The organism is Halomonas sp. H10-9-1, assembly GCF_040147005.1.
In the GTDB taxonomy this organism is placed as follows: Bacteria; Pseudomonadota; Gammaproteobacteria; order Pseudomonadales; family Halomonadaceae; genus Halomonas.
In genome coordinates this window covers 2145439-2171915 of record NZ_JAMSHO010000001.1, presented here as the reverse complement: position 1 = coordinate 2171915, position 26477 = coordinate 2145439, and the positions used below count along the sequence as shown (strand labels likewise).

At 57.9% G+C, this 26477-nt stretch carries 25 protein-coding genes and 3 pseudogenes; 27 read left to right on the top strand and 1 reads right to left on the bottom strand.

All coding sequences use genetic code 11. The annotated features are described in order from the left end of the window. Positions 1–183 precede the first annotated feature (183 nt). The 10 genes from NFH66_RS10040 to NFH66_RS09995 all read left to right on the top strand — a co-directional run bounded on the left by NFH66_RS10040 (position 184) and on the right by NFH66_RS09995 (position 11909). Entirely contained in the window at positions 184–2406 is a 2223-nt protein-coding gene (locus tag NFH66_RS10040) for an OsmC domain/YcaO domain-containing protein (RefSeq protein ID WP_349610173.1), read from the top strand. A gap of 237 nt (positions 2407–2643) precedes the next feature. Continuing rightward, the gene (locus NFH66_RS10035; protein WP_349610172.1) at positions 2644–3720 is read left to right on the top strand and encodes an efflux RND transporter periplasmic adaptor subunit; all 1077 of its coding nucleotides are present in this window, start codon (positions 2644–2646) and stop codon (positions 3718–3720) included. Further along, on the top strand, positions 3717–6758 hold the full coding sequence (locus NFH66_RS10030) for an efflux RND transporter permease subunit (protein WP_349610171.1): 3042 nt from the start codon (positions 3717–3719) through the stop codon (positions 6756–6758). The genes NFH66_RS10035 and NFH66_RS10030 overlap by 4 nt, the downstream gene beginning before the upstream one ends. A 49-nt stretch (positions 6759–6807) precedes the next feature. Further along, the gene (locus NFH66_RS10025) at positions 6808–8727 is read left to right on the top strand and encodes an ABC transporter ATP-binding protein (protein ID WP_349610170.1); all 1920 of its coding nucleotides are present in this window, start codon (positions 6808–6810) and stop codon (positions 8725–8727) included. Next, positions 8724–9407: a DNA-3-methyladenine glycosylase I gene (locus NFH66_RS10020; RefSeq protein WP_349610169.1), complete on the top strand. Its 684-nt coding sequence runs from the start codon at positions 8724–8726 to the stop codon at positions 9405–9407. Before NFH66_RS10025 ends, NFH66_RS10020 begins: the two co-directional genes overlap by 4 nt. Before the next feature lie 104 nt (positions 9408–9511). Continuing rightward, positions 9512–10081: a tellurite resistance methyltransferase TehB gene (tehB, locus tag NFH66_RS10015; protein ID WP_023006723.1), complete on the top strand. Its 570-nt coding sequence runs from the start codon at positions 9512–9514 to the stop codon at positions 10079–10081. 37 nt (positions 10082–10118) lie between these two features. Beyond that, entirely contained in the window at positions 10119–10397 is a 279-nt protein-coding gene (locus NFH66_RS10010) for a type II toxin-antitoxin system RelE/ParE family toxin (protein WP_023006724.1), read from the top strand. 9 nt (positions 10398–10406) lie between these two features. After that, the gene (locus tag NFH66_RS10005; protein ID WP_031218444.1) at positions 10407–10694 is read left to right on the top strand and encodes a HigA family addiction module antitoxin; all 288 of its coding nucleotides are present in this window, start codon (positions 10407–10409) and stop codon (positions 10692–10694) included. A gap of 109 nt (positions 10695–10803) precedes the next feature. After that, the gene (locus NFH66_RS10000) at positions 10804–11046 is read left to right on the top strand and encodes a type II toxin-antitoxin system Phd/YefM family antitoxin (protein ID WP_023006726.1); all 243 of its coding nucleotides are present in this window, start codon (positions 10804–10806) and stop codon (positions 11044–11046) included. Between the two features lie 137 nt (positions 11047–11183). Further along, a complete protein-coding gene (locus tag NFH66_RS09995; RefSeq protein WP_349610168.1) occupies positions 11184–11909 on the top strand; it encodes an aspartate/glutamate racemase family protein in 726 nt (241 codons plus the stop codon). Between the two features lie 134 nt (positions 11910–12043). Here the strand turns inward: NFH66_RS09995 and NFH66_RS09990 are convergent, their stop codons facing one another. Then, entirely contained in the window at positions 12044–13009 is a 966-nt protein-coding gene (locus NFH66_RS09990; RefSeq protein WP_349610167.1) for an integron integrase, read from the bottom strand. A 226-nt stretch (positions 13010–13235) separates the two neighbouring features. On the opposite strand from NFH66_RS09990, the gene NFH66_RS09985 reads away from it, so the two are divergent. From NFH66_RS09985 to NFH66_RS09910, 17 genes and pseudogenes are all read left to right on the top strand, one after another. Next, positions 13236–13652, top strand: coding sequence for a hypothetical protein (locus tag NFH66_RS09985; RefSeq protein ID WP_349610166.1), 417 nt, complete (start codon positions 13236–13238; stop codon positions 13650–13652). A gap of 102 nt (positions 13653–13754) precedes the next feature. Beyond that, complete coding sequence (locus NFH66_RS09980) at positions 13755–14279, top strand: hypothetical protein (RefSeq protein ID WP_349610165.1); 525 nt, start codon at positions 13755–13757, stop codon at positions 14277–14279. 554 nt (positions 14280–14833) lie between these two features. After that, positions 14834–15166 carry a quaternary ammonium compound efflux SMR transporter QacK gene (gene qacK, locus NFH66_RS09975; protein WP_125875135.1) on the top strand — a complete coding sequence of 111 codons (333 nt, stop codon included), beginning with the start codon at positions 14834–14836 and terminating at the stop codon, positions 15164–15166. 169 nt (positions 15167–15335) lie between these two features. Beyond that, positions 15336–15788: a hypothetical protein gene (locus tag NFH66_RS09970; RefSeq protein WP_349610164.1), complete on the top strand. Its 453-nt coding sequence runs from the start codon at positions 15336–15338 to the stop codon at positions 15786–15788. Next, complete coding sequence (locus tag NFH66_RS09965) at positions 15785–16807, top strand: serine/threonine protein kinase (protein WP_349610163.1); 1023 nt, start codon at positions 15785–15787, stop codon at positions 16805–16807. The genes NFH66_RS09970 and NFH66_RS09965 overlap by 4 nt, the downstream gene beginning before the upstream one ends. Positions 16808–16996: 189 nt before the next feature. Then, on the top strand, positions 16997–17332 hold the full coding sequence (locus tag NFH66_RS09960) for a site-specific integrase (RefSeq protein ID WP_349610162.1): 336 nt from the start codon (positions 16997–16999) through the stop codon (positions 17330–17332). Between the two features lie 85 nt (positions 17333–17417). After that, complete coding sequence (locus tag NFH66_RS09955) at positions 17418–18536, top strand: ISAs1 family transposase (protein ID WP_349611684.1); 1119 nt, start codon at positions 17418–17420, stop codon at positions 18534–18536. A gap of 36 nt (positions 18537–18572) precedes the next feature. After that, a pseudogene (locus NFH66_RS17750) lies at positions 18573–18704 on the top strand (tyrosine-type recombinase/integrase); the annotation flags it as partial. A gap of 85 nt (positions 18705–18789) precedes the next feature. Beyond that, positions 18790–19908, top strand: a complete 1119-nt coding sequence (locus NFH66_RS09950; RefSeq protein WP_349611684.1) for an ISAs1 family transposase — start codon at positions 18790–18792, stop codon at positions 19906–19908. Positions 19909–19932: 24 nt separating this feature from the next. Next, a complete protein-coding gene (locus NFH66_RS09945; RefSeq protein ID WP_349611702.1) occupies positions 19933–20358 on the top strand; it encodes a tyrosine-type recombinase/integrase in 426 nt (141 codons plus the stop codon). Further along, positions 20351–20821: pseudogene (locus tag NFH66_RS09940) on the top strand (IS91 family transposase); the annotation flags it as partial. The gene NFH66_RS09945 and the pseudogene NFH66_RS09940, both read left to right, overlap by 8 nt. Before the next feature lie 101 nt (positions 20822–20922). Further along, positions 20923–22041, top strand: coding sequence for an ISAs1 family transposase (locus tag NFH66_RS09935; RefSeq protein WP_349611684.1), 1119 nt, complete (start codon positions 20923–20925; stop codon positions 22039–22041). 23 nt (positions 22042–22064) lie between these two features. Further along, a pseudogene (locus NFH66_RS09930) lies at positions 22065–22754 on the top strand (IS91 family transposase); the annotation flags it as partial. Between the two features lie 340 nt (positions 22755–23094). After that, positions 23095–23535 (top strand): phosphate-starvation-inducible PsiE family protein, encoded by a 441-nt coding sequence (locus NFH66_RS09925; protein WP_349610159.1) that lies wholly within the window; start codon positions 23095–23097, stop codon positions 23533–23535. Between the two features lie 172 nt (positions 23536–23707). Beyond that, positions 23708–24358 carry a LysE family translocator gene (locus NFH66_RS09920; RefSeq protein WP_286593951.1) on the top strand — a complete coding sequence of 217 codons (651 nt, stop codon included), beginning with the start codon at positions 23708–23710 and terminating at the stop codon, positions 24356–24358. 137 nt (positions 24359–24495) lie between these two features. Further along, positions 24496–25965, top strand: a complete 1470-nt coding sequence (locus tag NFH66_RS09915) for a hypothetical protein (RefSeq protein WP_349610158.1) — start codon at positions 24496–24498, stop codon at positions 25963–25965. Beyond that, on the top strand, positions 25949–26455 hold the full coding sequence (locus NFH66_RS09910; protein WP_349610157.1) for a hypothetical protein: 507 nt from the start codon (positions 25949–25951) through the stop codon (positions 26453–26455). Before NFH66_RS09915 ends, NFH66_RS09910 begins: the two co-directional genes overlap by 17 nt. Positions 26456–26477: the final 22 nt, after the last annotated feature.

Below are 26477 nucleotides of genomic sequence, written 5' to 3'. Positions count from 1 at the left end.
CGTCGATGGGACGTGACACCGACCAGAGCGATGGCATGGTAACAACATTCGACTTAGGTCTAAAGGGTGACCTGGCTCGGAGCGGATGACAGCATGCCGTCCCGTGATAGGCAGACAGTACCGTTCAAAACCGGGATAATGCCCGGTTTCGCTCGTTCACGCCCAACGCTGCTCTGGTGCCCCATGGAAATCAAGGTCAACTATCTCGACAACCTCCGCCTGGAGGCCAAGTTCGACGACTTCACGGTCATCTCCGACCAGCCCATCCGCTACAAGGGCGACGGCTCGGCGCCGGGGCCCTTCGACTACTTCCTGGCCTCCTCGGCGATGTGCGCGGCCTACTTCGTCAAGGTCTACTGCAACGCTCGGGATATTCCCACCGAGAACATCCGGCTGTCGCAGAACAATATCGTCGACCCGGAGAACCGCTACAAGCAGATCTTCCGCATCCAGGTCGAGCTGCCCGAGGACATCTCCGACAAGGACCGTCAGGGTATCCTGCGCTCCATCGACCGCTGCACGGTGAAGAAGGTGGTGCAGACCGGCCCCGAGTTCCAGGTCGAGGCGGTGGAGAACATTGACGAGGACGCCCAGGCTCTGCTGATGGGCAAGGCGCTGGGGGATGCGGAGGGCGACGGTACCTGGATCGAGGGCAAGGATCTGCCGCTGGAGCAGACCATCGCCAATATGACCGGCATCCTGGCCGATCTGGGCATGAAGATCGAGATCGCCTCCTGGCGCAATATCGTGCCCCACGTCTGGTCGCTGCATGTTCGTGACGCCGCCTCGCCGATGTGCTTTACCAACGGCAAGGGGGCCACCAAGGAGAGCGCGCTCTGTTCGGCGCTGGGCGAGTTTATCGAGCGTACCAACTTCAACTTCTTCTATAACGATCAGTTCTTCGGCGAGGAGATCGCCAACGCCGAGTTCGTTCACTATCCCAACGAGAAGTGGTTTCTGCCGGGGCCCGAGGATGCCCTGCCCGAGGGCATCCTCGATGCCTACTGCCGCGAGATCTACGATCCGGAAGGGGAGCTGTGTGGCTCGAACCTGATCGACACCAACTCCGGCCGGGCGGATCGTGGCATCGTCGCGCTGCCCTTCGTGCGCCACTCCGACGGCGAGACGATCTACTTCCCCTCGAACCTGATCGAGAACCTCTATCTCAGCAACGGCATGAGCGCCGGCAATACCCTGGCCGAGGCCGAGGTGCAGTGCCTCTCGGAGATCCTCGAGCGGGCGGTGAAGAAGCAGATCATCGAAGAGGAGATGGTGCTGCCCGACATCCCCCAGGAGGTGCTGGCGCGCTATCCCGAGATCGTCGAGGGTATCCAGGCGCTGGAGGCCCAGGGCTTCCCGGTGCTGGTCAAGGATGCCTCCCTGGGCGGCCAGTTCCCGGTGACCTGCGTGACCCTGATGAACCCCAAGACCGGTGGGGTGTTCGCCTGCTTCGGCGCCCATCCGAGCTTCCATGTGGCCCTGGAGCGGACCTTCACCGAGCTGCTGCAGGGGCGCAGCTTCGAAGGTTTCAACGACTTCCTGCCGCCTACCTTCAACTCCATGGCGGTCACCGAGCCCAACAACTACGTGGAGCACTTTATCGACTCCTCCGGGGTGATCTCCTGGCGCTTCTTCAGCTCTCGCTCGGAGATCGAGTTCTGCGACTGGGACTTTACCGGCGGTGGCAGCTACAGCAACGAGCAGGAGAGCGCGGCACTGTTCGGCATCCTCGAGGAGATGGGGCTGGAGTCCTATATCGCCGTGCGCGAAGAGCTCGGCGCGCCGGTGTGCCGCATCCTGGTGCCCGGCTTCTCCGAGGTCTATCCGGTGGAGGATCTGGTGTGGGACAACACCAATATGGCTCTCGACTATCGCGAGGATATTCTCAACCTGCATCGCCTGAGCGACGGCGAGCTGGCCGATCTCGTCGAGCGCCTGGAGGAGAGCCAGCTCGACGAACACATGACGATCATCTCGCTGATCGGCATCGAGTTCGACGAGAACACCATCTGGGGCCAGCTCACCATCCTCGAGCTCAAGTTGCTGATCAATCTGGCGCTGGGCCAGCATGAAGAGGCGCTGGAGCGGGTCGAGATGTTCCTGCAGTTCAACGACAACACCGTCGAGCGCAACCTCTTCTACCAGGCCGTCCAAGCGGTGCTGGAGATCGTGCTGGACGACGAGCTCGAGCTCGACGACTTCCGCCATAACCTGGGCCGGATGTTCGGCGAGGCGACCATCGAATCGGTGATCGGCTCGGTACAGGGCACACAGCGCTTCCCGGGCCTGACGCCCACCAGCATGGCGCTCGAGGGGCTGGAGAAGCACCAGCGCCTGATCGAGAGCTACAGGAAGCTGCATGCCCACCGCGCCGCCCGGGCGGGAATGGCCGTGCCGCGCGCCTGAGCCGAAGCGCAAGCCTGCCGGCCAATCGCGCGCCGCGCCATGAGGATCGACGCCAGGGACTGCGTTGATGGCGACAGGCGGCTGCGGCCGAATGACCCGCTGTCGGGCAGGGCATCATCGTTTAAAATGTACGTTTGAACCCCGGGTGGCCGTCCCCGTACGGTTCCCTCGGCCGCGGTCGGCGTCGTGCCCGGCGTCTGCACGGCCCCTCGCCACCGCCACGACCAAGGATGCTCGATGCGCACTCTCGCCCTCTGCTCGCTGTTGATGCTGTTGCTGGCCGGCTGCCAGGAACCGGCCTCCGAGGCCTCGTCGCGGTCAGACGCCCGCCTCGTCAGGATGGCCACGCTCACCGCCGATGCCTCGTCCTCGCTGTCGCTGACCGGCGTGCTGCGCGCCCGCTACGAGACGCCCCAGGCCTTCGAGGTCGGCGGCCAGATCGCCACCCGCCACGTCGACGCGGGGCAGGCGGTGACGAAGGGCGAGGTGCTGTTCACCCTCGACCCCAGCGACCTCGAGGCGTCGCTGGCCGCCGCCCGGGCGGAGCTTGCCGCGGCCGAGGCCTCGCTGAGCGTCGCCGAGGCGGAGCTGTCCCGTGCCGAGCAGCTCCTGGCCAGGGACTACTTCAGCCAGCAGGCGTACGAGCGTGCCGAGCTTGGCGAGCGCGAGGCCGCCACCCGCCGCGATGCCGCCGCCGCCCGCGTGGCCCAGGCCCGCAACGCCCTGGACGACGCCACCCTGCGCGCCGAGGCCGACGGCACCCTGATCGAGGTCAGCGGCGAGCCGGGGCAGGTGGTGGGAGTCGGCCAGGCGGTCGCCACCCTGGCCCAGGCGGGGCCGCGCGAGGTCGAGGTCCACTTCCCCGCCCGCTCGCGTCCGCCCGAGGCCGGCGAGTTGCTGGCGGGTGAGCAGTCCATTCCCCTGAGTCGCCGCGAGGTGGCCGGCGCCGCCGACCCGGCCAGCCGCACCTGGCGCGCGCGCTATCGCCTGGAGGCGCCGCTCGACGAGCACCGTCTGGGAGATGTCGTCCAGGCGCGCTTCACCCTGGAGGAGGCCGCCGCCGAGGCGCGCTTCCGGGTGCCTGTCGCGGCGCTGGATGAGCGCGGCGATGGGCCCCGGCTGTGGCGGATCGTCGAGGGCGAGGCGCAGACGCTGCCGGTGAGCCTGCATCGCATGACCCGCGAGCACGCCTGGGTCAGCGGCGAGGGGCTCGAGGCGGGGCTCGAGGCGGGGCTCGAGGTGATCGGCCTGGGCACCCACCTGCTGACTCCGGGCATGGCGGTGCGGGCGCTGGGCGAGGAGGGCGCGGAGTGAGCTTTCCCAACCTCTCCGCGCTGGCGGTTCGCGAGCGGTCCGTCACGCTGTTCTTCCTGCTGATCTCGCTGCTCGCCGGTCTCTATGCCTTCGCCTCCATGGGGCGGGCGGAGGACCCGGACTTCACCGTGCGGGTGATGATGGTCTCGGCGGCCTGGCCCGGCGCCTCGCCGGAGGAGATCCAGCAGAGCGTGGTCGACCCGCTGGAGAAGCGCATCCAGGAGGTCGAGGACCTCTACCGCATCGAGACCACCGTTCGCCCGGGGCGCGCCGACCTCAAGGTGGAGTTCGAGGATGACACCTCCGCCGAGGTGATGGAGCAGCGCTTCTACCAGGTGCGCCGGCGGATGCAGGATGCCGTGCCCCACCTGCCCGAGGGGGTGGTGGGGCCGCTGATCAACGAGGACTTCGGCGACGTCTACTTCTCGCTGGTCGCCCTGAGCGCGCCGGGCCTGCCGATGCGCGAGCTGGTGCGCGAAGCGGAGACGATCCGTGACCGCCTGCAGCGCGTCGAGGGGGTCAACAAGGCGCAGGTGCTGGGCGAGCGCGAGGAGCGCATGCACCTCGACTTCGACCTGGCCCGGCTGCAGAGCCTGGGCGTCTCGCCCCAGGCGGTCTTCGACGCCATCGAGGCGCACAACCGCCTGCTGCCCGCCGGGCGCGTGGACACCGCGGGGCCGCGCCTCTACCTGCGGGTCGACCACGACCTCGCGGACCCCGAGGCCCTGGCCGAGGTGCCCATCCGCATCGGCGAGCGGCTGATTCGCCTCGGCGACATCGTCGAGGTCTCCCGCGGCTACGAGGATCCGCCGAGCTACCTGGTACGCGCCTTCGGCGAGGAGGCGCTGCTGCTGGGCGTGGTGATGGAGGATGACGTCAACGGCCTCGACTTCGGCGAGCGCCTTGACGCCTTCTGGGCGCAGGAGCGCGAGCGCCTGCCGCTTGGCATGTCGCTCGACGTGATGACCGACCAGGCCGACGCCATCGCCGGCGCCGTCAACCTCTTCCAGGTCAAGTTCCTGGTCGCCGTGGTGGTGGTGATGCTGGTCACCATGCTGGCGGTGGGGCTGCGCGCCGGCATCGTGGTGGGCATCGCGATCCCGGTGACCCTGGCGCTCACCTTCGTAGCCATGCTGGCGATGGGCATCAACCTCGACCGCATCACCCTGGGCGCGCTGATCATCGCCCTGGGGCTGCTGGTGGACGACGCCATCATCGCCATCGAGATGATGATCGTGAAGATGGAGGAGGGCTGGGACCGCCTCGCCGCCGCCTCCCACGCCTGGAAGGTCACCGCGGCACCGATGCTGTTCGGCACCCTGGTCACGGTGGCCGGCTTCGTGCCCATCGGCTTCGCCCGGTCGGCGGTGGGGGAGTACGCGGGCAACATCTTCTGGGTGCTGGGCATCGCGCTTACGCTGTCGTGGATCGTGGCCGTGGTGTTCACCCCCTACCTCGGCGTCAAGCTGCTGCCCGAGCAGCAGGCGACCCATGGTCAGCATGAGGCCTACCAGTCGCGCGGCTATCGGCGCCTGCGCGGGGTGATCCGCACCTGTGTGCGCTTCCGCAAGAGCGTGGTGGCGGTAACGCTGGCGCTGCTGGTGGCCGCCGTGGCGGGCATGGCCGGGCCGGTGGAGAAGCAGTTCTTCCCCAGCTCGGACCGCCCCGAGGTACTGGTCAGCGTCTATCACCCCCAGGGCACGGCCATCGGCGCGACCGACGCTACCACCCGGCGTCTCGAGGCGCTGATCCATGAGGCCGAGGGGGTCGAGTCGCTCTCCGCCTACGTGGGGGCGGGGGCCCCACGCTTCTTCATCTCCGCCAACCCCGAGCAGCCCAACCCCGCCTTCGCCAAGCTGATCGCCGTGACGCAAGGCGTCGAGGCCCGCGAGCGGCTGATCGAGCGGCTCGAGGCGCGCATCGCCGCCGGCGACTTCCCCGAGGCGAGGGTGCGCGTGGAGCGGCTGCTCTACGGGCCGCCCGTGGAGTGGCCGGTCACCATCCGGGTGGTGGGCGACGATGCCGACCGCCTGCGCGAGATCGGCCATGAGGTGCGTGAGGTGATCGCCGCCAACGAGGCCACCCGGGACCCGCACCTGGAGTGGGACGAGCGGGCGCCGCGGCTGCACCTGGCGCTGGACCATCATCGCCTGCGGCTGATCGGCCTGACCCCGGACGAGGTGGCGCGTCAGCTGCAGTTCCAGCTGGATGGCATCACCATCACCGAGCTTCGCGACGGCATTCGCCTGGTGCCTGCCGTGGGGCGCGGGGCCGCCCGGGACATCGAGGAGGTGCAGAGCCTCGAGGTGCTCAACCGCGACGGCCGCCGTGTGCCGCTCACCCAGTTAGGCGAGCTGGAGACGGTCTTTGAAGAGCCGGTGATCCGGCGGCTCGACCGGGAGCCCTTCCTGGCCGTCAACGCCGATATCGAGGGCGCCCAGCCCAACGACGTGACCCAGGCGGTGTGGGAAGCGCTGGCCGAGGTGCGCGAGCGCCTGCCCGCCGGCTACCGGCTGGAGATCGGCGGCTCGGTGGAGCAGTCCGACAAGGCCGAGGCCTCGATCCAGGCGCTGCAGCCGCTGATGGTGGTGCTGATGCTGATCTTCATCATGCTGCAGATGCGCTCCTTCGCCGGCACCTTCATCGTGGTGGCCACCGCACCGCTGGGGTTGATCGGCGCGGTGGCCGCCCTGCTGCTGTTCCAGCAGCCGTTCGGCTTCGTGGCCACCCTGGGGCTGATCGGCCTGGCGGGCATCCTGATGCGCAACACCCTGATCCTCACCCAGCAGGTGGCGGACAACGCCAAAGAGGAGATGGCGATGTTCGATGCGGTGGTAGAGGCGGCCGTGCAACGCGCCCGCCCGGTGATCCTCACCGCCCTGGCGGCGATGCTGGCATTCATTCCGCTGACCCTGGACAGCTTCTGGGGGCCGCTGGCCTATGTGCTGATCGGTGGCGTGGCCGTCGGCACCCTGATCACCCTGCTGTTCGTGCCGGCGCTCTATGCGCTCTGGTACCGCATCGTGCCCCGGGCGTAACCTCTACCCCGGGATTAACCGCGCCACCCCCTGCCACCGGACTGCCGCCATGCTTCGCTCTCGCCTGCACGCCCTCTTTCGCCGCTTCGAGACCCTGGTGGACCCCTACCCGGCGGGCCGGCCGGGCACGCCGCCTCGGGGGCTCTTCCCCTTCATCCTGCACTTCTCGCGGCCGGTGCTGCCGCTGCTGATCGTGATGTCGCTGCTCACCGCCCTGGTCTCGGCGGCGGAGGTGGTCTTCTTCGGCTACATGGGCGAGCTGGTGGACTGGCTCTCCAGTGCCGAGCGGGAGGGCTTCTTCGCCGAGTACGGCTGGCGCCTGGCCGGCATGGCGGCGCTGGTGGTGGTCGGCCTGCCCCTCTTGACCCTGCTCCAGGCGCTGGTGACCCACCAGAGCATCTTCGGCAACTACCCGATGATCGGCCGCTGGCTGGCGCATCGCCACATGCTTGGCCAGAGCCTGGCTTTCTACCAGGACGAGTTCGCTGGGCGCGTCTCCCAGAAGGTGATGCAAACGGCGCTGGCGATCCGCGAGACGGTGATGAAGCTGATGGACCTGATGGTCTACGTGGTCGTCTACTTCATTGGTGCCATGCTGCTGATGGGTAGCGCCGAGCCCTGGCTGATGCTGCCGCTGGTGCTGTGGCTGGTTGGCTACATCGTCATCATGCGGGTCTTCGTGCCGCGCCTGCGCCGGGTCTCTATGGAGCAGGCCGACGCCCGGGCGGTGATGACCGGACGCATCGTCGACAGCTACAGCAACATCCAGACCATCAAGCTGTTCGCCGACACCCGCCGCGAGCAGGACTACGCCCGCGACGCCATGGAGGGCTTCATGACCACGGTGCACCGCCAGATGCGCCTGGCCACCGGCCTCACCGTCAGCCTGACCCTGCTCAACTCGCTGCTGCTGGCCGGGGTGGCGGCCATGGCCATCGGCGCCTGGTATCTGGAGGCGGTGTCGCTGGGCGTCATCGCCGTGGCCATCGCCCTGGTGATGCGCATCCGCTTCATGTCCAACTGGATCCTGTGGGAGGTGGCGAGCCTGTTCGAGAACATCGGCACCGTGCAGGACGGCATCAACACCATCGCCCGGGAGCCGGCGGTGACCGACGCCCCCGACGCCGGCGCGCTCACGGTGCCCCGCGGCGAGATCCGCTTCGAGGCGCTGCGCTTCGGCTACGAACGGCAGGACGGGGAGGGCCGGAGGGTGTTCGACGGCCTGGATCTCACCATCGCCCCGGGCGAGAAGGTGGGGCTGATAGGCCGCTCCGGGGCGGGCAAGTCGACGCTCGCCAATCTGTTGCTGCGCTTCTATGACTTGGAGGGCGGGGACCTGGAGGGCGGGCGCATCCTGATCGACGGCCAGAACATCGCCAGGGTGACCCAGGAGTCGCTGCGCCGAAGCATCGGCATGGTCACCCAGGACACCTCGCTGCTGCACCGCTCGGTGCGCGACAACATCCGCTACGGTAGCCCGGAGGCCAGCGAGAAGCAGATCCGGGAGGCGGTGCGCCGCGCCCATGCCGACGCCTTCATCGACGACCTGGTGGACCTGCAGGGGCGCCGCGGCCTGGATGCGCATGTGGGCGAGCGCGGCGTGAAGCTCTCCGGCGGCCAGCGCCAGCGCATCGCTATCGCCCAGGTGCTGCTCAAGAACGCGCCGATCCTGGTACTCGACGAGGCCACCTCGGCGCTGGACTCCGAGGTGGAGTCGGCGATTCAGGAGCAGCTCTACACCCTGATGGAGGGCAAGACGGTGATCGCCATCGCCCATCGCCTCTCCACCATCGCCATGCTCGACCGCCTGGTGGTCATCGACGAGGGGCGCATCGTGGAGAGCGGCACCCACCGTGAACTGCTGGAGCGGGGTGGCCTCTACGCCGCCCTGTGGCGGCGCCAGTCCGGCGGCTTTATCGGGGTGGATGTGGAGGAAGGGAATGGCACCGACACGGCGAGGCAGGCATGACTCTGGATTACCGATGGCTCCACGACACAGTCCGCAAGCGGTTCGACTCCGATGCTGCCATGGAGGCCTTCCTGCCTCGGGCGTTGACGCCCGACGAGCTGAAGCAACTCGGGGATGACCGCTACCTCTCCGCCATGAGTCGGCGGGTGTTCCGGGCCGGCATGCAGCACTCGGTGGTGGATGCCCGCTGGCCTGCCTTCGAGGAGGCCTTCCACGGCTTCGATCCCGAGACCCTGGTGCTGCTCACCCCGGAGCAACTCGAGGGCTTCATGCAGGATGAGCGTCTCATCCGCCATCGAACCAAGATGCAGACCATCCCCCGCAACGCCCAGTTCATCCTGGATATTCGACAGGAGCACGGTGGAACCTTCGCCGAATTCATCGCCGACTGGCCGAGCAGCGACATCGTCGGCCTGTGGCGACTGCTGGCCAGGCGAGGCGCGCGCCTGGGCGGGCGCTCCGCCGCCGGCTTCCTGCGCCTGGTGGGCAAGGACACCTTCCTGCTCACCAGCGACGTGGTGGCCCGCCTGGTGGCCGCCGGCATCGTCGACCAGGCACCCACCAGCCAGCGTGACCAACAGCGGGTGCAGGAGGCCTTCAACGCGCTGCAGCAGGCATCCGGCAGGCCGCTCTGCCAGCTCTCGGCGATGCTCTCCTTGACGATCAATCCCAGGTTCTAGCGAGAACCGATGACCCGAGCCTTCACCGTGTGGTCGGTTGCTGTTTCGCTGAGCCATAAAAGAGTAAAATCAATGCTCTTTATGGAAAGGCAGGGGAAGATACGATGTCGTCAGATCTGAACAGCCGCTATGGCCTGAATCCCGCGCACAGCGAAGTGGTCGAGACATGCCGGCAGGTGGCGCCGTGCCGCGCCCTGGACATGGGCTGCTCCAACGGGCGCAACGCCCTCTACCTGAGCCAGCTTGGCTTCGACGTGACCGCGGTGGACCACAACCCCGGCGCCATCGACATGCTGCAACAGATTGTCACCCGCGAGGGAATCGAGAACATCGACGCCCAGGTCTACGACCTCAATCGTGCCGCCCTGAACAGGGACTACGGGCTGATTGTCTGCACCGTCACCCTGATGTTCCTCGACCCGTCGCGCGTCGAGGCGGTGATCGCCGACATGCAGGCTCACACCCTGCCCGGGGGCTACAACACCATCGTCTGCGCCATGGACACCGAGGCTTACCCCTGCCCGGTCGGCTTCCCCTTCACCCTCGGCGAGGGGCAGCTGCGCGAGGCCTATGCGGGGTGGGAGCTGGTCAAGTACAACGAGGACTTGGGCACCATGCACAATGGCGCGCGGCTGCAGTTCGCCACCCTGCTGGCGCGCAAGCTTCAAGATTGATCTCGATACCTGATACGTTTCGGGTTACAATGTCAGGATGATCCGGAGCTTCAAACACAAGGGCCTGGCCAAGTTCTTCAAGACCGGTAATACCGCCGGTATCCAGCCAGTACATGCGAAGAAGCTTCGGCTCATCCTCGGTCGCCTGCATGCCGCATCGGGTGCCAAGGACATGGACCTGCCTGGGCTCCGGCTGCATGAGCTATCAGGCAATCGAGCCGGCATCTGGTCGGTCACCGTCAGCGGCAACTGGCGCGTGACCTTCCGTTTCGTGGATGGAGACGCCGAGATCGTGAACTACGAGGACTACCACTGAGGTGCCGCCATGCTGATGCACAATCCCCCTCATCCCGGCGAAGTATTGCGAGAGCTCTGCCTGGAGCCGCTAGGCCTTTCCGTCACGGCGGCGGCAGAGGCGCTGGGCGTGAGCCGAAAAACGCTGAGTGCCGTGCTGAACGGCAAGGCGGGCATCAGCCCCGAGATGGCGATTCGCCTCTCCATCGCCTTCGATACCTCGGCAGAGAGCTGGCTGAACCAGCAGTCCCAGTACGAGCTCTGGCACGCCGAGCAGCACCGAGACGAGCTCAAGGTGAAGAAGCTGGTGGCGGCCTGAAGGAACACCTGGACACGCTATTTCCAGAGAATTGCAGCCGCTTACCTTCCTCCGCTCGGTCGATCCTCGTGGTACCGGGAGGGAGTCGTACCTGTGAGAGAGGTGTCTCATGATAGCCATTACCGCCACCGAGGCCCGCAGCAACCTGTATCGCCTGATCGATGAAACGGCGGAGTCCCACCAGCCGATCGTCATCATGGGCAAGCGCAACAAGGCCGTACTGGTATCCGAGGAAGACTGGTCAGCCATTCAAGAGGCCCTCAACCTGCTCTCAGTACCGGGAATGCGGCAGTCGATCCGTGAGGGCATGGACACCCCCGTGTATGAGTGCGACGAGGAGCTGGACTGGTGAGTGATGGGGGTGGCTCCGTCTCTTTTCTACATCGAAGCTAGCACCACCAGGCCCCGAGTCATTCAATGGCTCGGGGGCCTTGCGTTGTGGCGCCTTCCTGCATGACGCTCTGGGGTCCGGGTAGAGGAGGGCAGACGATGAAGACGATAGGGCTGATCGGCGGCATGAGCTGGGAATCGACCCAGACCTACTACCGGCTCATCAACCAGGGGGTGAAGGCGCGGCTGGGCGGGCTGCACTCCGCCCGGCTGGTGCTCTACAGCGTGGACTTCGCCGAGATCGAGGCGCTGCAGCGCCGCGGCGACTGGGCGGCCACGACCCAGATTCTCGGCGAAGCGGCCCGCTCCCTGGCGGCGGCCGGCGCCGACTTCCTGGTGCTGTGCACCAACACCATGCACAAGGTCGCCCCGCAGCTCGAGCAGGCCGTGGATATTCCCCTGCTGCACATCGCCGATGCCACCGCCAATGAGCTGCATCGGCAGGGTGTGACCCGGGTGGGGCTGCTCGGCACCCGCTTCACCATGGAGCAGGCCTTCTATCGCGAGCGCCTGGAGGCCCAGGGCATCCGGGTGCTGATTCCCGATGCCGCCCAGCGCGAGCGAGTGCACACCGTCATCTACGACGAGCTCTGCCGCGGCGAGATCCGCGCGGATTCCAAAGCTGAGTATCTTGAGATCGTGGCCTCGCTGGCCGGGCAGGGCGCCCAGGGCGTCATCCTCGGCTGCACGGAGATCGGGCTGCTGATCCAGGCCGACGATACGGACGTTCCCCTCTTCGACACCACCGCCATCCACGCCGAACAGGCGGTGGAGGCCGCCCTTGCGACTAAACTCGACTTTGCAACGCCGCACCGGCTCACATAGGCTCACGATAATGAATAACTCGCAGGGAGCCAGGAAGGCACAGCGCGACGCTCAATGACTACCGCATGGATGGCTGCAGGCCGTGAACATGCCCAGGTAGGGGCGGTAGCGTGCCCTGGCTCCCAAACGCACCCTCACCCAAGAGGGCTTCGTACTCCCGCAAAGCCTTTGCCCAGTACATGAGTGTAGATCTGAGTCGTTTCCACGCTCTTATGGCCGAGCAACTCCTGTACCGTGCGGATATCCGTGCCTTGGTTCAGAAGCTGAGTGGCGAAGCTGTGACGGAGGGTATGGCAAGAGCCTGGACGGGTAAGTGAAGCAGCACGCATGGCCTGTCTCACCGCTCTTTGCACCGCTGACGGATGGATATGATGTAGCACGACCTTTCCGGTATCGTCGAAGCAAGGGCGGCTGGCGGGGAAGAGCCACTGCCAGGCCAGAGAGACACCGGCATTGGGGTACTTGCGATCGAGCGCCTGGGGCAGTGTCACCGGTACGCTCCCATGCTGCAGGCGATCGTCAAGTTGATGTTTGGCCGCCGTTATTCTGAGCTGTAGGGCGGGAATGCTGATCGCCGGGAGGAGAGTGGTTCTGTCCTTGTCGCCCTTGCCGGCTCTCACCGTTATGATCTGGCGTTCGAAGTCGATATCGCGGACACGTAGCCGGCAAGTCTCGATGAGCCGCAGCCCTGAGCCATACATCAAGGTAGCCATCAGGTGCATGGGGCCAGATAGATGGCTCAGGACGCGCATGACATCCTCGTGAGAAAGCACCACCGGAAGCCGGCGAGGACGCTTGGCACGTGAGAACTCTCCGATATCGCCCAAGGGCTGGTCGAGTACGTGCCGATAGAGGAACACAAGGGCATTCAGCGCCTGATTCTGCGTGGCCGCCGCTACCCGCCGCTCCACTGCCAAATGTTCCAGGAAGGCGCGTACCTCCGTTCCGCCCATGCCGGCGGGATGCCGGACCCCGTGGAAGCGAATGAAGTAGCGTATCCAGTAGCAGTAGGTCTTCTCGGTACGCGGGCTGTAACGTTTCACCCGCAGGGTGGCCCTGACCCGGTCCATCAGCTTCGGCGGTTTGCTGTGCGTATCCATACTCCCGTCCTCCCGATGCATGGATGTTCATACAGTATTATTGACGCTGGCAAAACGCGCAAGCGTGCGAATTTTGTATAGGTGGCCAAGGTTTTCTTTGGGAATAATGAAATCAAGGGGTTAGCTGGTAAAAGCTTGCGATGATAAGATTGTTGAGCACGCGTGCTCGTTCAAGTCAATATACGAGCACGCTGTCTAATACCTGTTATGCATTAAGGAGAGAACGGTGCTGAAGTCCGTAATACAGGAAGAAACCACAGGGTGCGGAATTGCGTCCGTTGCCAACATTCTTGGCAAGACCTATTCGGAAATGAAAGCAACGGCAAATGCCATGGGTATCTATGCTGAAGATAAATCGCTTTGGTCTGATACCCAGTATGTAAGGAAAATGTTATCCCATGCTGGAGTCGAGACGTCTTCCGATGAAATTCCTTTTGAATCTTGGGGTGCACTGCCCGATCTAGCATTGCTGTCCATCAAGCACCATCAGGAAGATGGCAAAAATTTCTGGCACTGGGTCGTTTTCAAGCGCGTAGATGGTGAAGATTTTGTCCTAGACTCAGCAAGTTACCTGCCCTCTAATATTCGAACGGACTTCAATGAAATGCAGCCCAAGTGGTTCATCGAAGTTAAGAATGCATAACAAGGCCATTAAATTCGCTCCCTACGGTCGCCGGACGCTCGTTCCTCGCGCCGTTTATGGCGGGCGTTATGTTTTCCCCCCACCACAACTAAGAATTGAAATATGAGCACTTATTTAAGAATACTGAAAAAGTACGGTGTACTCGTTGAGGACAACGAAGGCTGGGTTGAAGAGCTACAACGTGTCCCTCACCGCAAAGAAAATGAGACATTTAAGCAATGGAAGATTCGTATGTTTGGAGAGGATGTTGAGGGCCTACGTATATATGCCCCTTATGAGCCAGCCCCCCAAACCAGAATGAGCACTTTGTACAACGACTCTGGCGCCGATTATCTACTTTTGGCGCTGGAAGACTATCGTGGAATGGCCGAAGAAGAGGCCGAGGAAGCCCTAGAAGCGGCCGTAGAAAACACGACTGAAGAGATTACAAAGAAGCTTACTACCGTACCAAAAAACGTCCTCAAAGAAATCGTAATTGAAAACGAGGATTACTTAGAACCATCTGCATTGGAGTTCCTAAATCGATATATTGAACAGAGTGGGCGGAACGTAAACACCAAGGAAATCTTAACTGACCTTATCACGACTTACAGTAAAGTCGTCGCACAATATCGTGCAAAAACATAACAATCACAGGCACGGCGACCAAATACTCTCCACTTCGTTTTCGTGCGGGAAAATACTCGCACAAAAACAAAGTTCCGGTATTTGGCGCGTGCTGTAAGCGTTATGTGGCTTAAGGAGTCCCAATATGGCATTCAGTGAATCAGAAAAAGCCGCTCTACTGGAGGTGAGAGGCGTTGGCCCTACGGTAGTTAAGCGCTTTGAGGAAATCGGTATAGGCTCATTCTCTGAGCTGGCCAATTATGAACCAAAAGAAATAGCAGAAATGGTGGCTTCTATGCTTAGGACTACCTGCTGGAAGAATAGCCCTCAAGCGTTGTCGGCGGTGGAGTCTGCTATAAATAGAGCGAGGCAAGGCCTGTAGTTGCTTGCGCTCACATAACAAGTCGCAGCACTACGCCGCTTTCAGCGGCGGGACGCTCGCAAGCTCGCGCCCGTGTGCTCAAGCGTTAGATGTAATTAACCGGAAAGTTGCGCACGAATAATTTTTTTCTTCAAGACTGCAATTTTAAGAGAAAAAGACATATACTCCCTTCGAATCATATTGGAGGCGGATCATGAAAAGCTGGTTATTTCTTACTATTTCGATTCTTGGAGAGGTAGTTGCAACATCTGCATTAAAGTCCAGTGAAGGTTTTACGAAGCTCGTACCATCTTTCATCGTAATTGTTGGCTATGGAATTGCATTTTATTTCCTTTCATTGGTCTTGAAGTCTATTCCTGTAGGGGTGGCCTATGCAGTTTGGTCTGGCCTTGGCGTAGTATTAGTCACTGCTTTTGCATGGGGGCTTTACGGGCAAAAGATTGATGCATGGGGTTTCGTGGGTATTAGTTTAATAGTTTGCGGTGTATTGGTTTTAAATTTGCTTTCTAAGGCAAGCGTTCATTAAGTGGCACTGGCATCTAACAATCGGCAGCAGGCGGACAGCCTACACTACGCGGTTTTGTGTTACTCGCTGCGCTCAAACATTAACACAAAACCGCTCCGTTACGGCTGCCGCTGTGCCGGGCGTTATCACCTCATCCAATCTAATAGCCGTTTAGTAATAAGGAATATTTATGGCAGTACTTGGTATAAATTTGGTAAAGGATGGTCTTCGATACTGTGTTCTCGAAGGAAGCAAAGATGCTCCTGTCTTGGTTCACTTTGAGAAGGTTCAAACAAACAACTTTCCAAACACACAACAACTGATGAACTGGTATGAGACCACTTTTCAGAATTTAATCACTCGATTCTCGCCAGAGACAATCGGGATAAAGGTCTCATTAAATGCGAAGAAAGCCGAAATCACCCCGTGGTATTATCCTCTAGGAATTCTTCACAACCTGTCTCATCAAAACCAGATTAATACCTTTGAATTTGTTTCAGGGAACTTCACACCATCAAAGTTTGGCATGAATAAATCCATCGATATTTATGATTACATAGATCAGCACTTTGGTGTATTTCAGCCTAAGTGGGATAGAAATCAAAAATACGCTTTGCTTGCGGCATGGATGAATTTGATATGAGTTTAGAACAAATTGGAAAATATGAGCTAATTAAACATCTCGGAAATGGTGCGTTTGGTGATGTGTATCTAGCTCACGATCATGCTCTAGATACACAGAAAGCCATTAAAATTTTAAACGCCCCTGATGCCAGTGATGCAATAAAAAAACTTGAAGAAGCTCAGATTCTTCACAAATGCATGCATAAAAATATTGTTCACATAAACGAAGCCAATATTTATGATATCAACTCATCGCCACATGTGATTATTGATATGGAATATTTGCCTCGAGGAAGTTTTGAGGACGCAATAAAAAACAATTCGGTATCTATACACACAACTTTGAGAATAATTGTCGATTGTCTGTTTGCACTAGAGCATGCGCATATTAATGGGATACTTCATCGTGACGTAAAGCCGGCAAATATCATGCTATGTGATTTCGGTGCTAAGCTATCCGATTTCGGTTTGGCCACGGTTCTTGGATTACAGGCGGCTGGCTCACCCCAAGGCTATACAACACATCTTCCCCCGGAGTATTTTGTAAACCGAAATACAACTGAGCTAACGGACGTGTTCGCAGTTGGTATAACTTTGTTCAGAGCATGTAATTATATTAGTGATTGGAATGGCGCAATTCGACACTTTCCTGATCCAATGTCGCTCATACACTCAGGACAACTCGTAAATTCTTTGGGTTTTGCACCTTTTGTTCCATTGAAGTTAAAAAGGATTATCAATAAAGCTTGTGCGTCTAATCCCACTCAGAGGTATCAGAGCGCAGCAGAGTTTAGACAAGCTATAGGGCGGTTATCTCCAAAAATAGATTGGGTCCCAAATGGTCAAAGCTCGTTTGAAGGTGTTTGTACACGCACGAACGCTTCCTACTCTATTGCTCTCGCTCCAACAAGATCATCCTTTAATGTCGAGTTCAAAAAGAACAATAGAAAGCAAAGTAGTGAATGCAGGTCATTTTCGAATTTTGATGATGCTAGCAAGTACCTGTTTGGTTATGTCTCATCATCTTTGTTTGAGTAGCATAAAAGTGCTAACAAGCGGCTGCTGTCGGACTGGGAAAAGCTCCGGCTTCGCCTCCACTTTCCCCAGCCGCAGAGCCGGGCGTTGAACTAAACCGCTTCGCGGTAGCTGTCGCCGAATCCTGTCTTTCTCCTCATCGAACCACACTGTTCCTTGACCCACGTGGGTCGATGAACAGGAGTGACGACGATGACTGCCTTGCGACAGACGATGATCGAGGCCATGCGGCAGCATGGCTTCTCGCAACGCACCCACACTACCTACCTGACGGTGATCACGGACCTGGCGCGCTATTTCCACCGCCCGCCGGACACCTTGAGCAGCGACGACCTGCAACGTTTCTTCAATCATCTCGTCCAGGAGCGCGGCTTGTCCGCCGCCAGCTGCCGCGTCTACTTGCACGGCGTGCGGTTCCTCTACTTGCAGGTGTTGCACTGGCCTTCGGTTGAGGTATCGCCGGTGGTGCCGAAGACACCACAGCGAATTCCAGAACTGCTGACTCGCGACGACAGGGAAAACGCATGAAAAACCGCTCTACGACGGGCTTCGTAGCGCTTTACCAGTAGGAGCTAATGTGGTCATCTAACGGCTTTTGCTCATGGATGACCCGATGCTGACTCCGTCGCTTATGCACCATTTATCGATCGTTCCCGACTTCCGCCAGGCCTGGAAAGTGCAGCATCAGCTTTCCGACATCCTGTTCCTGACCGTCTGTGCAGTGATCTGTGGAGCTGAAGGATGGGACGAGATTGAGGATTTTGGCCACGCAAAGCTAGATTTTCTTCGCCAGTACGGCGATTTTGAGGCTGGCGTACCGAGCCATGACACCTTGGCCAGGGTAATGGCGTTGGTGAATGCCGAGCAGCTCCAAACCGCCTTTGCCGAGTGGATGAAGGCCTGCCATGACGTGACTGATGGGGCGGTGGTGGCCATTGATGGCAAGACGCTGCGCGGCTCGTACTGCCGCGGCAAGGGCAAAGGGGCGATACACATGGTCAGTGCCTTCAGCGCGGCGAATGGCGTGGTGCTGGGGCAGGTCAAGACAGCGGAGAAGTCCAACGAGATAACTGCCATTCCTGAGCTACTCAAGCTGCTGAATCTGCAAGGTTGTCTGGTAACAATCGATGCCATGGGTTGCCAGAAGAAGATCGCCACTCAGATCCTGCAGAAGGGCGCCGATTACCTACTCTCGGTGAAGGAAAATCAGCCAGCCTTGGCAGATGCCTTTGAGGCGGCGTTCCCCATGACCAAGGTGGTCAACTTCGATGGGGATGCCTATGTCACGGATGAAAAGAACCGGGGGCGGCAAGAGACTCGCTACCACATCGTGAGTGAGATTACTGAAGATTTTCAGGAGCTTAGCTACGAGTGGCCAGGCTTAAAAACGGTGGGAGTCGTCATGAGTTTCCGTCAGGAAGGTGACGAAGCCCCAGAGGCTCCGATGATCCGTTACTACATCAGCTCAGCCGAGCTTAGCGCCAAAAAGCTAGCCGAAGCGGCCCGCCAGCATTGGTTCGTGGAAAATAAGCTTCACTGGTCGCTGGACGTCGCTCTCCGTGAGGATGCCTGCAAAATCCATCGCGGACAGGCGGCGGAAAACCTCGCCAGAGTCCGGCATATCGCCTTGAATTACCTGAAAGGGGAGAAGTCTTTCAAGGGCGGAATCCGGCGGAAGCAGAAGAAAGCCGCACTGGATGAGACGTACCTGGCGGACATTCTCGCGGTATGAAATTTTTCATGCGTTTTCCCTGCTCGCGACGACGTCCGGCGGATCCTGGCCGCCTGTCACAACGCCAAGCATCGCATGATGCTCGAACTCTGCTACGGCTGTGGACTGCGCGTGAGTGAGGTCTGCCACCTGCGTGTCAGTGACATCGACAGCAGGGAAAACGCATGAAAAACCGCTCTACGACGGGCTTCGTAGCGCTTTACCAGTAGGAGCTAATGTGGTCATCTAACGGCTTTTGCTCATGGATGACCCGATGCTGACTCCGTCGCTTATGCACCATTTATCGATCGTTCCCGACTTCCGCCAGGCCTGGAAAGTGCAGCATCAGCTTTCCGACATCCTGTTCCTGACCGTCTGTGCAGTGATCTGTGGAGCTGAAGGATGGGACGAGATTGAGGATTTTGGCCACGCAAAGCTAGATTTTCTTCGCCAGTACGGCGATTTTGAGGCTGGCGTACCGAGCCATGACACCTTGGCCAGGGTAATGGCGTTGGTGAATGCCGAGCAGCTCCAAACCGCCTTTGCCGAGTGGATGAAGGCCTGCCATGACGTGACTGATGGGGCGGTGGTGGCCATTGATGGCAAGACGCTGCGCGGCTCGTACTGCCGCGGCAAGGGCAAAGGGGCGATACACATGGTCAGTGCCTTCAGCGCGGCGAATGGCGTGGTGCTGGGGCAGGTCAAGACAGCGGAGAAGTCCAACGAGATAACTGCCATTCCTGAGCTACTCAAGCTGCTGAATCTGCAAGGTTGTCTGGTAACAATCGATGCCATGGGTTGCCAGAAGAAGATCGCCACTCAGATCCTGCAGAAGGGCGCCGATTACCTACTCTCGGTGAAGGAAAATCAGCCAGCCTTGGCAGATGCCTTTGAGGCGGCGTTCCCCATGACCAAGGTGGTCAACTTCGATGGGGATGCCTATGTCACGGATGAAAAGAACCGGGGGCGGCAAGAGACTCGCTACCACATCGTGAGTGAGATTACTGAAGATTTTCAGGAGCTTAGCTACGAGTGGCCAGGCTTAAAAACGGTGGGAGTCGTCATGAGTTTCCGTCAGGAAGGTGACGAAGCCCCAGAGGCTCCGATGATCCGTTACTACATCAGCTCAGCCGAGCTTAGCGCCAAAAAGCTAGCCGAAGCGGCCCGCCAGCATTGGTTCGTGGAAAATAAGCTTCACTGGTCGCTGGACGTCGCTCTCCGTGAGGATGCCTGCAAAATCCATCGCGGACAGGCGGCGGAAAACCTCGCCAGAGTCCGGCATATCGCCTTGAATTACCTGAAAGGGGAGAAGTCTTTCAAGGGCGGAATCCGGCGGAAGCAGAAGAAAGCCGCACTGGATGAGACGTACCTGGCGGACATTCTCGCGGTATGAAATTTTTCATGCGTTTTCCCTGACATCGACAGCCAGCGTGGTCAGCTGCGTGTCGCCCAGGGTAAGGGCGCGAAGGATCGCATGGTCCTGCTATCGGCGACCCTGCTCGATCGCTTGCGCGCTTACTGGCGCGCCTACCGGCCAAGGACCTGGCTGTTTCCGAGCGCCTTGTTTCCGGATCGCGCACTGCACCCGAGCGCACCGCAAAAGGCCTTTACCCAGGCCAAGCGCCTGGCCGGGGTCGAGCGCATCGGTGGCATCCACAGCCTGCGCCATGCCTATGCCACGCATGTTCTGGAGCAGGGCATGCCCGTCCATCAGCTCCAACGGCTGTTGGGCCACCGCAGCATCCAGTCGACGATGCGTTACCTGCACTGGCTGCCGGGCCAGCAGGGGGCGAGTCAGGGTTCCATCGATCTGGTGGCCGGTTTGGAGGTGGCCCATGACTGAGACCGCCACCCTCCAACAGGCTCTGGCTCGCTTTCTCAACCCGGCCAGCCTGGATCGTCAGCGCCAACGCGTGTGCCATCACCTACTCGCCTGTCGCACCGAGGCGATGGGCGGTACGGTCTTGCAGTGCACGGACTGCGACCACACCCAGCCGCACTACTTCGGCTGTCGCGATCGCCACTGCCCGCAGTGCCAGGGCCGTGCCATGCATCAGTGGGCCGAGCGTCAACAGGCGAACATCCTGCCGGTGCGCTACTACCACGTCGTGTTCACCCTGCCGCACAGCCTCAACGGCTGGGTCCAGCTTCACCCCGAGGTGATCTATCGGCTGCTGTTCCAGAGCGCCTGGCAGACCTTGCGCACCTTCGGTCGTGATCCCAAGCGTCTCGGCGGTGAGATGGGCATGAGCGCCGTGCTTCACACCTGGGGCCAGAACCTGAGCCAGCATGTGCACCTGCACTGCCAGGGAAAACGCATGAAAAACCGCTCTACGACGGGCTTCGTAGCGCTTTACCAGTAGGAGCTAATGTGGTCATCTAACGGCTTTTGCTCATGGATGACCCGATGCTGACTCCGTCGCTTATGCACCATTTATCGATCGTTCCCGACTTCCGCCAGGCCTGGAAAGTGCAGCATCAGCTTTCCGACATCCTGTTCCTGACCGTCTGTGCAGTGATCTGTGGAGCTGAAGGATGGGACGAGATTGAGGATTTTGGCCACGCAAAGCTAGATTTTCTTCGCCAGTACGGCGATTTTGAGGCTGGCGTACCGAGCCATGACACCTTGGCCAGGGTAATGGCGTTGGTGAATGCCGAGCAGCTCCAAACCGCCTTTGCCGAGTGGATGAAGGCCTGCCATGACGTGACTGATGGGGCGGTGGTGGCCATTGATGGCAAGACGCTGCGCGGCTCGTACTGCCGCGGCAAGGGCAAAGGGGCGATACACATGGTCAGTGCCTTCAGCGCGGCGAATGGCGTGGTGCTGGGGCAGGTCAAGACAGCGGAGAAGTCCAACGAGATAACTGCCATTCCTGAGCTACTCAAGCTGCTGAATCTGCAAGGTTGTCTGGTAACAATCGATGCCATGGGTTGCCAGAAGAAGATCGCCACTCAGATCCTGCAGAAGGGCGCCGATTACCTACTCTCGGTGAAGGAAAATCAGCCAGCCTTGGCAGATGCCTTTGAGGCGGCGTTCCCCATGACCAAGGTGGTCAACTTCGATGGGGATGCCTATGTCACGGATGAAAAGAACCGGGGGCGGCAAGAGACTCGCTACCACATCGTGAGTGAGATTACTGAAGATTTTCAGGAGCTTAGCTACGAGTGGCCAGGCTTAAAAACGGTGGGAGTCGTCATGAGTTTCCGTCAGGAAGGTGACGAAGCCCCAGAGGCTCCGATGATCCGTTACTACATCAGCTCAGCCGAGCTTAGCGCCAAAAAGCTAGCCGAAGCGGCCCGCCAGCATTGGTTCGTGGAAAATAAGCTTCACTGGTCGCTGGACGTCGCTCTCCGTGAGGATGCCTGCAAAATCCATCGCGGACAGGCGGCGGAAAACCTCGCCAGAGTCCGGCATATCGCCTTGAATTACCTGAAAGGGGAGAAGTCTTTCAAGGGCGGAATCCGGCGGAAGCAGAAGAAAGCCGCACTGGATGAGACGTACCTGGCGGACATTCTCGCGGTATGAAATTTTTCATGCGTTTTCCCTGCCTGCACTGCCTGGTGCCCGGCGGTGCGCTGGGCGACGATGGCACCTGGCGTGGGGCGCGCCAGCACTACTTGTTCCCAGTCCGAGCCCTGTCGCGCCACTTCCGCGGGCACATGGTCAGCGCCCTGCGTCAGGCCGCCACTGCCGGCGAACTCCACCGGGTCACCCGGCCCGGTGACGTCGATGACCAGCTCAACACGCTGATGGGCACCGAGTGGGTGGTCTACAGCAAGGACTGTCTGGAACACACCGAGACGGTGGTGCGCTACCTGGCGCGCTACACACGGCGGATCGCCATCAGCAACGCCCGCATCCTCGCCGTGGACGACCGCCAAGTGACCCTGCGCTACAAGGACTACCGCGACCGCGACCGACACAAGCCCCTCGTCCTCGATGGCGAGGAGTTCGTGCGCCGCTTCCTGCTCCACGTCCTGCCCAAGGGGCTGATGCGGGTCCGTCATTACGGCTTTCTGGCCAATCGCTGCCGGCGACGACGCCTGGCACAGATCCGCCAGGCGCTGGCGGTCGTCGAGACGGCACCGGATGCCGATACTGCCGTCGGCGACGCGGAGCCAACCTACATTTGCCGACACTGCGGGCACCCGAGACTGCGGGTGATCGGGACCCTCACGCCCCGGCGACTCAAACGTAGCCGACCCTCCAACCACAGGGAACAACGCTATCGAGCATGAGCTGACGCCCTACCCACACAACGGACTCGGCGATCCGGCCCGCTCGCGGGTCGCAGCGGCGCTCGTCCCGGTGATGGATTTCGACCAGCAGGCGCGCTACGTTGGGGCAAATTGGACCTGGAGGGAACGGGGACCATGGCCAACATCACGGCCCGAACGCGTCACAACAGCTCCGTATGCGCGCGACCTGACGTCTCAGGCCGCACACCGGCCAATACAGTACCCTATAGAAGCCGTGTAGCAGCCTGATGGGCGGCTTAGTCCAACAGGCATTTATACGCCATGCTCCGCACGGCGAAGAAATGCTGAACAGTTATACAACAATCGGAGAGTATCGACATTGAGTAAGAATATTGATAAAGCAGTTTCTTTAATTCATCTGTCAAAAAAATGGATGTCTTTCGTTGTTCTTGTTCTCATGACGATAATCGTTGCTATTGCAATAGTAGAGCTTGGCATTATTCTCTTTTTAGATATTTTTGACTCCTCCGATGATGTGATTTTTCTTGAAATAGATGAACTGTTCCGAATTTTTGGTTTCTTCTTTATTATTCTTATTGGATTTGAACTCATAGAAACAGTAGAAATGTATTTCAAAGATAATGTAATTCATGCAGAGGTTGTATTGCTAGTTGCAGTTATAGCTGTTTCTCGTAAGGTGATTTTGCTTGATCTAGAAAAATACGAACCTCTAGCAATAATTGGTTTGGGTGCAATAATTGTCGCTCTAGGTTGTTGCTATTATCTTATAAAAATGAGTTTCAGAAGTAAAAGTGTATAACAATTCGCTCAAACACCGTTCCGGCCTTCGGCCTCCACTGGACGCCCAAAGCTACGCTCGTTTGTGCATTTGCTTCGCAAATTATTGCACAAACCAGCTCCACTTTGTGCGCCGTTTAGCTATGCGTTATATTTTTAATCAACACCGAGTCAACATTCATAAGAGGTGAAATATGGATTCAGGTTTAACATGGATATTCCTTACTGTAGCTCTTGCGCATTTTTTAGCCCTTTTGAGTCCTGGGCCTGATTTTGTTCTTGTGGTTAAAAGCGCAATAAAGAACGATAAAAGTAAAGCCATTGGTGTAGCGGCAGGTATAGCCAGTGCGAATGCATTCTATATTGCTCTTTGTTTGGCTGGTGTAGGAGCGATTCTAGCCAGCTCCATTACTATAATGATTGCTTTAAAAATTATTGGTGGGATATTTTTAGTATTTCTTGCTGTTCAAGCTTTGAGAGCTAAGAAAAACGACTACGCAGATTTTGGGTTAGACACTACTACAAACAAAAATGGTCATACTACATTCGTTAAAGAGTTTGCTACAGGGTTTATGTCTGGAGCTTTAAATCCTAAAAACCTGTTATTTTATCTGAGCTTATTTACCGTAGTATTAACCAACGATGTAAATTTAACATTTAAAATTTCGTTAGGCGTTTGGATGACAATGGTTGTCTTTGCGTGGGATACGGCGGTAATCTTCTTACTATCAACCAAGAAAGTTCGCAACCAGTTCACAAAATCTGCTTTCTATATAGACAAAGTAACAGGTGCAATCCTTGGGCTGGTTGGTCTTTCTATCGTTCGTTCAGCACTCTCAAAGTAAAAATATAACAAGGCATTAAAGCAGGAAAATTTACAGTTGGCTGTTTTCACTGCGTTCAACATTTTAGCCAACTATAAATTTCCTCTTAATGATGCGTTAACTGCGCTTCGGCGCTGGCATAAGGATTTAATCTCCACATGAAAAAATCTAGCCAAATGATTGAATGGCTAAAGGAATCAAAATTTGCGATCAAATCACCAGTTGATCACATGTTCTGGGTCAACCCTACTGATGTGTGTAAAAGGAATGGTGAGGAACAAACGATTGGTGACTTGTGCTTTGAAATCGAACAGCAGTTAAGCAGTGAACGTAGTCATGATAATGCTGACGACATTCAAGATTGGTATGTTTGGGATTATTACCCCTCTCAGGGAGATAGACGTTGTGTATTTACCCAGATGCCTCCTCTGGATAACAGCATATTTCATAGTCAGCCCTGTAGCGCAGAGCGTCTCGCCAAAATAAAAAAACTCCTTGGCCAGTACGAAAGCGTTAGAAAGCACCATCATTCTGGAAGAATTCTTGCTACAGATGGTGTTTTGTCTTGGCTGCACCTTGGTACAGGGCTTCAATGGACCACATTTAGCTATCTCCAATCGACTCAAAATGACTATGCCGAAGTCCTGAACGAATTATGTTACGCAGGATATGCAGATTGGCGTATTCCTACAATTCCCGAAATTCGTTCGATGTTCTCGGCTGACAAAGAAATGTTGGAGATGGGGAAGCATCCACTAGCAGATTCCTTGCCAATAGCAATGCCATTGCCGGTCGAGCAGACACCGAATATTCACCCTTCCGCTGATAGCCTTAAGGGATATTACTTATTCAAAAAAGAATCTACGGTCAGAACAGGAACTCGATATAACCGAAGTGACGAGCGAATCGACGATGGAGGTCATTACACCGGCAAGTTCATTGCAGTCAGAGGAGAGCGAAAGTTGCAGAGAAATTTTCAAACTGCATGGGCTGGTACTTTGCTTGAATGGACTGAAAAGAATATGACTTTGGTAGAGCAAGGTCAGCTACCAGGGTCTTCTAGAGGTTGGAAAAATCTCGAGCGTTTAATGTTACGTGGCGAACACTTTAAAAATGAGGATTACATGGCTGCATGTGCTGCCATGACATACTTAGAGAAATTGAAAGAAATACGGCTAACGGTCGATGAGTCGTTTCATGAGATTCCTTGCCCACTCTATAATTTGTCTCAAATTAAAAAACTGCATGTGTGGAATGAAAACACTGGGGTCAAGGACGTCGAAAAGTGGTCAATTACACATATTTCTTCTGATATTAAAAAAATGAAAAGCCTAGAAGATATTACATTGAATTGGCAGGTTGACTTGACCAAAGTTCCTGATGAGATATTTGATCTGCCCAATTTAACTTCTCTAAACCTAGGTGGTTGTTGGGGCTTAATTCTCTCTGAAAAGCAGGTCATTAAAATTTGCGAGCTTGCTAAGGCAGGAGTCTATATATCCATACCGCCATTAAAACTCCACATGGAAAGCTGTCGAATGATGCTTATAAGGGCTGTAAAAGATAATGGTGGCGAAATAGATTGGAATACCATGAAGAGTGTGTTTGAGAATGTCACCGAAAAGTAAACGAGAGACTGATGGTACGAATAACTACCAATTTCTATCAATGGCTATTGCATATTTGGAAATAGGAAAGGTGGCAGCCAGGGCTGAAACTGAATTGGGAAATGATGCTGATTATCAGAATGCTATAGCTTATCAGCTATTTCATGCTGTCGAGCTCTTCTACAAGCAAATGATAAAAAATAAAACTGGATCAGTTCCTCACATTCATGATTTAAAGGAGCTTGAAGATAAATATGCCAGCCTTTATCCCGATCCCAGTTATAAGCTTGACCACCCTTTCGATTTTTCAGACTATTGTACTTCCGAATTGAATCCGGACGAACATGATCTGTATGCAGCACATGTGTCAAAGTTTAAGCCAAGATTTATGGACCAGCATTTGCGATATCCGGCGGACGAAAGGACAGGTGGGTATTCATTTAATATCGATGGTTCAGCATTCGACAAAATCAAAGCTAAGATGACTGATATCTATGCAACTAGCAGCTAACAAGGCGCTGCACACGGACAAT

What these genes read in the sequence shown, in the direction of transcription:
- NFH66_RS10040 (WP_349610173.1), top strand. Translation starts at nt 184, where the DNA reads ATGGAAATCAAGGTCAACTATCTCGACAACCTCCGCCTGGAGGCCAAG.
- NFH66_RS10035 (WP_349610172.1), top strand. Translation starts at nt 2,644, where the DNA reads ATGCGCACTCTCGCCCTCTGCTCGCTGTTGATGCTGTTGCTGGCCGGC.
- NFH66_RS10025 (WP_349610170.1), top strand. Translation starts at nt 6,808, where the DNA reads ATGCTTCGCTCTCGCCTGCACGCCCTCTTTCGCCGCTTCGAGACCCTG.
- NFH66_RS10020 (WP_349610169.1), top strand. Translation starts at nt 8,724, where the DNA reads ATGACTCTGGATTACCGATGGCTCCACGACACAGTCCGCAAGCGGTTC.
- tehB (WP_023006723.1), top strand. Translation starts at nt 9,512, where the DNA reads ATGTCGTCAGATCTGAACAGCCGCTATGGCCTGAATCCCGCGCACAGC.
- NFH66_RS10010 (WP_023006724.1), top strand. Translation starts at nt 10,119, where the DNA reads ATGATCCGGAGCTTCAAACACAAGGGCCTGGCCAAGTTCTTCAAGACC.
- NFH66_RS10005 (WP_031218444.1), top strand. Translation starts at nt 10,407, where the DNA reads ATGCTGATGCACAATCCCCCTCATCCCGGCGAAGTATTGCGAGAGCTC.
- NFH66_RS10000 (WP_023006726.1), top strand. Translation starts at nt 10,804, where the DNA reads ATGATAGCCATTACCGCCACCGAGGCCCGCAGCAACCTGTATCGCCTG.
- NFH66_RS09995 (WP_349610168.1), top strand. Translation starts at nt 11,184, where the DNA reads ATGAAGACGATAGGGCTGATCGGCGGCATGAGCTGGGAATCGACCCAG.
- NFH66_RS09990 (WP_349610167.1), bottom strand. Translation starts at nt 13,009, where the DNA reads ATGGATACGCACAGCAAACCGCCGAAGCTGATGGACCGGGTCAGGGCC.
- NFH66_RS09980 (WP_349610165.1), top strand. Translation starts at nt 13,755, where the DNA reads ATGAGCACTTATTTAAGAATACTGAAAAAGTACGGTGTACTCGTTGAG.
- qacK (WP_125875135.1), top strand. Translation starts at nt 14,834, where the DNA reads ATGAAAAGCTGGTTATTTCTTACTATTTCGATTCTTGGAGAGGTAGTT.
- NFH66_RS09970 (WP_349610164.1), top strand. Translation starts at nt 15,336, where the DNA reads ATGGCAGTACTTGGTATAAATTTGGTAAAGGATGGTCTTCGATACTGT.
- NFH66_RS09965 (WP_349610163.1), top strand. Translation starts at nt 15,785, where the DNA reads ATGAGTTTAGAACAAATTGGAAAATATGAGCTAATTAAACATCTCGGA.
- NFH66_RS09960 (WP_349610162.1), top strand. Translation starts at nt 16,997, where the DNA reads ATGACTGCCTTGCGACAGACGATGATCGAGGCCATGCGGCAGCATGGC.
- NFH66_RS09955 (WP_349611684.1), top strand. Translation starts at nt 17,418, where the DNA reads ATGCTGACTCCGTCGCTTATGCACCATTTATCGATCGTTCCCGACTTC.
- NFH66_RS09950 (WP_349611684.1), top strand. Translation starts at nt 18,790, where the DNA reads ATGCTGACTCCGTCGCTTATGCACCATTTATCGATCGTTCCCGACTTC.
- NFH66_RS09935 (WP_349611684.1), top strand. Translation starts at nt 20,923, where the DNA reads ATGCTGACTCCGTCGCTTATGCACCATTTATCGATCGTTCCCGACTTC.
- NFH66_RS09920 (WP_286593951.1), top strand. Translation starts at nt 23,708, where the DNA reads ATGGATTCAGGTTTAACATGGATATTCCTTACTGTAGCTCTTGCGCAT.
- NFH66_RS09915 (WP_349610158.1), top strand. Translation starts at nt 24,496, where the DNA reads ATGAAAAAATCTAGCCAAATGATTGAATGGCTAAAGGAATCAAAATTT.
- NFH66_RS09910 (WP_349610157.1), top strand. Translation starts at nt 25,949, where the DNA reads ATGTCACCGAAAAGTAAACGAGAGACTGATGGTACGAATAACTACCAA.